7 protein-coding genes are annotated in these 6,580 nt (G+C 63.4%); 6 read left to right on the top strand and 1 reads right to left on the bottom strand.

What is annotated here, in order from left to right; genetic code table 11:
- The 4 genes from WBQ77_RS00035 to WBQ77_RS00020 all read left to right on the top strand — a co-directional run.
- The coding region (locus tag WBQ77_RS00035) for a methylmalonyl-CoA mutase family protein (protein ID WP_424058350.1) at nt 1–1,404 on the top strand (1,404 nt) is incomplete at its 5' end.
- 83 nt (nt 1,405–1,487) lie between these two features.
- Entirely contained in the window at nt 1,488–2,495 is a 1,008-nt protein-coding gene (meaB, locus tag WBQ77_RS00030) for a methylmalonyl Co-A mutase-associated GTPase MeaB (protein ID WP_424042901.1), read from the top strand.
- 81 nt (nt 2,496–2,576) lie between these two features.
- Complete coding sequence (locus tag WBQ77_RS00025) at nt 2,577–3,224, top strand: hypothetical protein (RefSeq protein WP_424042900.1); 648 nt, start codon at nt 2,577–2,579, stop codon at nt 3,222–3,224.
- The gene (locus WBQ77_RS00020) at nt 3,221–4,603 is read left to right on the top strand and encodes a TIGR03808 family TAT-translocated repetitive protein (protein ID WP_424058348.1); all 1,383 of its coding nucleotides are present in this window, start codon (nt 3,221–3,223) and stop codon (nt 4,601–4,603) included. The genes WBQ77_RS00025 and WBQ77_RS00020 overlap by 4 nt, the downstream gene beginning before the upstream one ends.
- Here the strand turns inward: WBQ77_RS00020 and WBQ77_RS00015 are convergent.
- Complete coding sequence (locus WBQ77_RS00015; protein ID WP_424042898.1) at nt 4,600–5,109, bottom strand: Lrp/AsnC family transcriptional regulator; 510 nt, start codon at nt 5,107–5,109, stop codon at nt 4,600–4,602. The two genes, WBQ77_RS00020 and WBQ77_RS00015, sit on opposite strands and share 4 nt — an antisense overlap.
- 177 nt (nt 5,110–5,286) lie before the next feature.
- Between WBQ77_RS00015 and WBQ77_RS00010 the strand changes: the two genes are divergently transcribed.
- Complete coding sequence (locus tag WBQ77_RS00010; RefSeq protein ID WP_424058347.1) at nt 5,287–6,252, top strand: mitochondrial fission ELM1 family protein; 966 nt, start codon at nt 5,287–5,289, stop codon at nt 6,250–6,252.
- Between the two features lie 84 nt (nt 6,253–6,336).
- Nucleotides 6,337–6,580, top strand: a 244-nt coding sequence (locus WBQ77_RS00005) for an NAD(P)/FAD-dependent oxidoreductase (protein WP_424058345.1), incomplete at its 3' end; no start/stop codon positions are given.

The raw sequence follows: 6,580 nt of genomic DNA, 5'->3' as shown, positions 1-6,580 counted from the left end.
GCCGACGGCATCGAGTATGTGCGCGCGGCGATTGCCTCAGGGCTGGATGTGGATGCTTTCGCGCCGCGCCTGTCCTTCTTCTGGGCGATCGGCATGAACTACTACATGGAGATCGCAAAGATGCGCGCCGCCCGCGTGTTGTGGGCGAGTCTCATGGCCGATGAGTTCGCGCCGAAGAACCCAAAATCCCTCGCGCTGCGCACCCATTGCCAGACCAGCGGCTGGAGCCTCTCGGCCCAGGACGTCTACAACAACGTGATCCGCACCTGTGTGGAGGCCATGTCCGCCACCCAAGGCCATACTCAGTCGCTCCATACCAACGGCCTCGACGAGGCCCTTGCGCTGCCCACGGACTTTTCAGCCCGCATCGCCCGCAACACGCAGCTAATGCTGCAAAAAGAAAGCGGCACCACGCGCGTCATCGACCCTTGGAGCGGCAGCTACTATGTGGAGCGCCTGACTCACGACCTCGCCGCCAGGGCGATGCAGCACATCAAAGAGGTCGAGGAGTTCGGCGGTATGGCCAAGGCCATCGAGGCCGGCATTCCAAAGCGCATGATCGAGCAGGCCGCGACGGCCACCCAAGGGCGCATCGACTCAGGCCGGCAGACCATTGTCGGCGTCAACAAGTACCGCTCCGACAAGGATGCGGACATCGCCATCCTGAAAGTCGACAACCGCTCGGTGCGCGACCAGCAGCTCGCGAAACTGGATCGCCTCCGGGGCGAGCGTGACGAGACCGCCGTGAACCAGGCGCTCGACGCCCTCACCCAGTTTGCCCAGATAGGCAAAGGAAACCTTCTCGAAGTTGCTGTGGCCGCGGCGCGCGTGAAGGCGACGGTCGGAGAGATTTCCTATGCGTTGGAGAAGGTGTACGGTCGGCATCGCGCCAGCATTACGGCGATTACTGGCGTGTACAAATCCGAGATGAAGAAAGACGGAAACATGGCCCGCGTCGCGGATATGGTCGACGCCTTCGAGGCGGCGCACGGAAGACGGCCGCGGATCCTCGTCGCCAAGATGGGTCAGGACGGTCATGACCGTGGCCAGAAAGTCATCTCCTCGGCCTTCGCCGATCTCGGCTTCGACGTGGATATCGGACCGCTGTTCCAGACGCCGGAAGAGGCGGCGCGCCAGGCCATCGAAAACGACGTACACATCCTTGGTGTGTCGTCACTGACCGCAGGGCACCTGACGCTGGTTCCGGCCTTGCGCCAGGCGCTGGAGGATCAGGGCCGCGGTGACATCATGATCGTCGTGGGTGGCGTGATTCCGCCCCAAGACCATCCCGAGCTCTACGAGGCGGGCGCAAAGGCAATTTTCGGCCCCGGCACACCCATCGCCAACGCCGCTATCGACATTCTCGGCAAGCTCGGCGTGGCCTCCAAGGAAGCGGCGGAGTAGAGCTTATGGCGCATGCCTGGCGTCGCCTGAACCCTGAGCTCAAAGGCTTGCACTTCGCCCCGTTTCCCCCTACCCCGCATCCTATGTCCGTGACGATCAAACCTCAGCCAAGTATCGATGAGATCGCCGTCGCCGTGCGCAAAGGCGACCGGGTGGCATTGGGGCGCGCGATCACGCTGATCGAAAGCACACGGCCCGAGGATCAGATAAAAGCGCGCGAACTGCTGCATACGCTTCTGCCCAGTAAGGGCAAGGCGATCCGGATCGGCATTAGCGGCGTGCCCGGCGCCGGCAAATCCACGCTCATCGATCAGTTCGGGCTCAATCTAATTGAGGCCGGTCACAAGGTGGCGGTGCTGGCGGTCGATCCTACCTCGTCCCGCACGGGCGGCTCCATTCTGGGCGACAAGACGCGTATGGGACGACTGGCCTCGGAGACGCGTGCCTTCATCCGCCCCTCTCCGGCAGGTTCGAGCCTTGGCGGCGTTACAAAGACGACCCGCGAGACGATCGCCATTGTCGAGGCCGCCGGCTTCGACGTAGTGTTGGTGGAGACAGTGGGCGTCGGGCAGTCTGAGACCGCCGTGTCCAACATGGTCGACGTGTTCGTGGTCGTGGCTATTCCAGGCGCGGGGGACGAACTGCAAGGCATCAAGCGCGGCCTGCTGGAACTCGCAGACGTCATCGCCGTGAATAAGGCCGATAGCGACAATGTGGAACGCGCCAACCGGGCGGCCACGGAGTATCGCGCGGCCTTGCACATTCTCGCCTCCGGCAACGCGGCCTGGCAGCCCGCCGTGCTCACCATGTCGGCGCGCGACAATGCGGGCCTCGATACGCTGTGGGAAAAGATCGGGGAATGCCGGCGCGCGCTCGAAGCAGCGGGTGTACTCGACGAACGGCGCGCCGAACAGGCTGCCACGTGGATGCGCGAGATTTTCGAGCAGCGGCTGCTGGCGGCCTTCAAGGGCGGACGCCAGGCCGCACGCGGGTACCAGGACATTGAAGACCAGGTGCGCGAAGGTACAATTAGCCCCGCCGACGGCGCCGATGCCCTCGCCAAACTGGTGGGGCTCACGGACCCCGAATAGGCTCCCGCCGTCAGCCGCGGGCCCGATACCCCCTTCCCTCTTGGCCGCAGCGGAGGTAAGCCAGGGGGCATGGTAAGAGGCATGGTAAGGCCACGCGTCCTATTAACGGGCTTTGGCCCGATTCCCGGCGTCACCGAGAACCCGTCCGGTTGGCTGGCCGAAACGGCGGCATCCGCAGCGACGCCCGATGACTGCGCGCTTTATCGCGCCGTTTTTCCGACCGAGTGGGACGCGGTGGCAAACCGTGCGGCCTATTTTCATCAGGCCATCCGCCCGCGCCTAATGATTCATTTCGGCGTGCAGATGCAAGCAACGGAAATCCATTTGGAGTGCAGAGCCCATAACGAGATCGACCACCGTCCGGATGCGTGCGGCGCGCATCCCGGACGCCACGATGTGATTTCCGGTTGCGACGGGACACTCGAAACCTGCCTCCCCGTCGACTCACTCGTCGCCCGGCTGCAAGAGGAGAAAATTCCGGCCCGCACCTCACAATCGTGTGGGCGTTATCTCTGCAACGATCTCTATTTCCGCTCCCTTCATTGGGCCGAACAGAACGGAAGCGACGCGCTCTTCGTCCACGTGCCGCAAACGCACGTGCTCAGCAAAGAGACCTTATTGCTGGCCGCGGAAGCGATCCTGCATGACGCGATCCATGCGATACAGTTGCAGAGCAAGTTCTGCGCGGACGTAAACGGCACCGCACCGCCAATTGTGGAGTCCCCATGACAAGTTCCCCAAAAAACCCTCGTCCTCGTGTCGGCACGCAAATCGGCCGGCGTGATGCGCTGCTCGCCGGTCTGGGCGCAGGACTTGGCGCAGGTCTAGCCATGGCGGCACCGCACGCGGCCCTGGCAAGAGGCGCGAGTGTTTCCGATAACCGTGGAATCATACCCGCCGGCGGCGCATTCGCACAGACAGCAACACTCCAAAAAGCCCTCGACGACGCGGCCGCGTCCGGCAAACCGCTCTTCCTGCCCGCGGGCACCTACAAGACCGGCACGCTAACGTTGCAGCCGGGCACGCACGTGCACGGCGTCCCCGGACGCACGATCCTAAAAGCGGGCGGCGAGCCGATGCTGACATTGTCCGGCGCGGACAATGTGCGCCTCTCCGGTCTCGTCCTCGACGGCGGCGGCATTCCGCTCGGCAATGACGGTGCCCTGATGACGGCGACCGAAGCCACAGGGCTCGACGTGTCGGAGTGCCGCTTCCTCAATAGCGGCGGCAGCGGCATGAACTTGCGCAAAACGTCGGGGCGTCTCGCGAATTGCACCTTCGGCAACATCGCCAGCGCGGCCCTGTTCAGCGAGGACGCATCAGCGCTTGAGATCAGCAACAACCACATTCACGATTGCGGCGATAACGGCATCCTCGTCTGGCGGTCGGAAACGGGCGAGGATGGCACGCTCATTAGCGCCAATCGAATCGAGCGCATCGCCGCCAAGAGCGGCGGCAGTGGTCAAAACGGGAATGGCGTCAACGTGTTCCGGGCGGGCTCCGTGCTGGTGACGCAGAACCACATCGCCGATTGCGCTTTTTCCGCCGTCAGGAGCAATGCAGCGTCGAACTGTCAGATGGTGGCGAACTCCTGCGCGCGGTCGGGCGAGGTGGCGCTCTACGCCGAGTTCGGTTTCGAAGGTGCGCTCATCGCCAACAACATCGTGGACACCGCGGCGACTGGCATTTCCGTGACCAATTTCAACGAAGGCGGCCGGCTGGCCGTGGTCCAAGGCAATATCGTCCGGAATCTGTTCTTCCGGAAGACGGGTGAGGTCCGCGGAAACGGAATTGCGGTCGAGGCCGATACCACGGTCAGCGGCAATGTCGTCGAAGGGGCGCCGGCCTATGGCATCATCGTCGGCTGGGGCGAGTATCTCCGCGATGTAGCCGTGACCGGAAACGTGGTCCGCAAGAGCCATATCGGGATCGGCGTGGCCGCGAGCGCCGGTGCAGGCACTGCGCTGATTACCGACAATCTCATCGATGGGGCTCAGGACGGGGCCATCCGTGCCATGAAGGGACCGACACCCATCGGCCCCGACCTCGCTCTGGCAAGCGCGGAGTCCTATCCGAACCTCGCGGTCTACGCCAATGTCGTGCGCTAGTCCGCTCGCCGCACCGGCTCCTCTTGTTCGGACACCAGCTCCGTCGGCACGCCGGGCGCCTGTTTCGAGGTGCGGATCACGAGCGAGGTCTTAACGCTTTCTACATTGGGCGCCGCCGTAAGGTCGTGAATGATGAAGTCTTGGAAGGTGGTCAGGTCCGGCGCGATACAGCGCAGCAGAAAATCGATCTCGCCCGAAAGCATATGACAATCGCGGACGACGGGACTGTCGCCGACCCACTCCTCAAACGCGTTCAAATCCGCCTCGGCTTGGCTGTGCAATTTGATCATGGCGAAGGCGGACACATCGAAGCCGAGCGCCCGATCGTCCAGAAGGACCGTGAAGCCCTCGATAACGCCCGCCTCCTCGAGCGCACGGACACGGCGCAAGCAAGGCGGCGCGGAGATTCCGACCTTTCGCGCCAATTCGATATTGGTAATCCGCCCATCAGCTTGAAGCTCACGCAAAATGAGCCAATCCGTGGAATCGAGTCGGGTGGCACGCATTGGGGACCATGCTCCCTGGACGATCGCAGGCCCATCACGGTAGAAGGCGCGATGGCAAGGCACTGACGATCGTTGGGGAAGTTTTGCACACATATGTGCCACCTACACAACAGAATCGGAAACAATTTGAGCATTTTCCATTCTGGAAATTCTCATAAGTAGGATTTAAGGGAACCCATGCGGGAAACCTGGATCGTCACCGACGGCGCGGTGGGCATGGAGGCACAAGGAATCGCCGTGGCCGAGGCGGTGGGCCTGCCCTACACCCTGAAGCGCGTAAAGCCCGCCGGGCTCATGCGGCTGATTCCCATCCGCTTTCAGCATCTTGTGCCGGCGGAAAGGCGCATTGCGGCCTCGGAATCGAGTTCTCCGCTCGCCCCGCCCTGGCCCCGTCTCGTCATCTCGATCGGGCGGCGGAGTGTACCGCTCGCACTCGCCATCAAGTGGGTGGGCGGCGCCTACGGACTGCATATCCAAAACCCGAAAGGCCCTGCCCACCTGTTCGATTTGATTGCCGCTCCGGTGCATGACGATTTCGAGGCCCCGAATGTCATCAGTACCTTCGGCGCCGTTCACAGCGTGACCGCGGCCCGCCTGAACGAGGCTGGTGCGCGCTTCGCGCCGCAGATCGCCGACCTGCCCCACCCCCGTATTGCGGTGCTGCTGGGCGGCGAGAGCCGCGCCTTCAGCTTTCCGCCGGAGGTGGGCGCTCGCTTTGGGGATAGGCTCGCGAAACTCGCCCGCGAGTGCAGGGGCACGCTTCTCATCACCCCGTCGCGCCGCACGGGCCCGGACACACTGAGCGCCGTGGCCGAGGCCGTAAATGACGTGCCTCACATCATCTGGGACGGGCGCGGTGAAAACCCCTATTTCGCGTTTCTGTCGCTCGCGGACGCCATTGTCGTCACCGAGGACTCGGTCAACATGGTGACCGAGGCCACGGGCACCGGAAAGCCCGTTTACATTCAGCCCCTGCCGGGCCGGTCCAGCCGCCTCGCCAGGTTCCATGCCTTGATGCGCGAACGCGGCGCGACCCGGCCCTTCGAAGGGCGCATCGACCCCTTCGACTATGCACCGATCAATGACACCGAGGCCGTCGCCGCCCCGATCCGCAAAGCGCTGGGTATTGAATCGACGGAATAAATGAGTTGTGAGACGCGATGGGTTGCACGGGCGCGCTCAACTGCTTACGTCTCGCATCCGACGCATGAATACGAGGCACGTCCAATGGGTTCCCGCCACGAAAAGGTGATAATCATCGGCGCCGGTCCGGCCGGCTACACCGCGGCCATCTACGCGGCCCGCGCCATGCTGAAACCGCTCCTGATTGAAGGCATCCAGCCCGGCGGCCAGATGACCATCACCACCGATGTGGAGAACTACCCGGGTTTCGCCGAAGTGATCCAGGGCCCGTGGCTGATGGAACAGATGCGCGCCCAGGCCGAGCAAGTGGGCACGGAGATGACCTCGG

It is taken from the genome of Methyloceanibacter sp. (assembly GCF_049590335.1).
Lineage (GTDB): Bacteria > Pseudomonadota > Alphaproteobacteria > Rhizobiales > Methyloligellaceae > Methyloceanibacter.
This window is presented reverse-complemented; position numbering and strand designations above follow the sequence as displayed.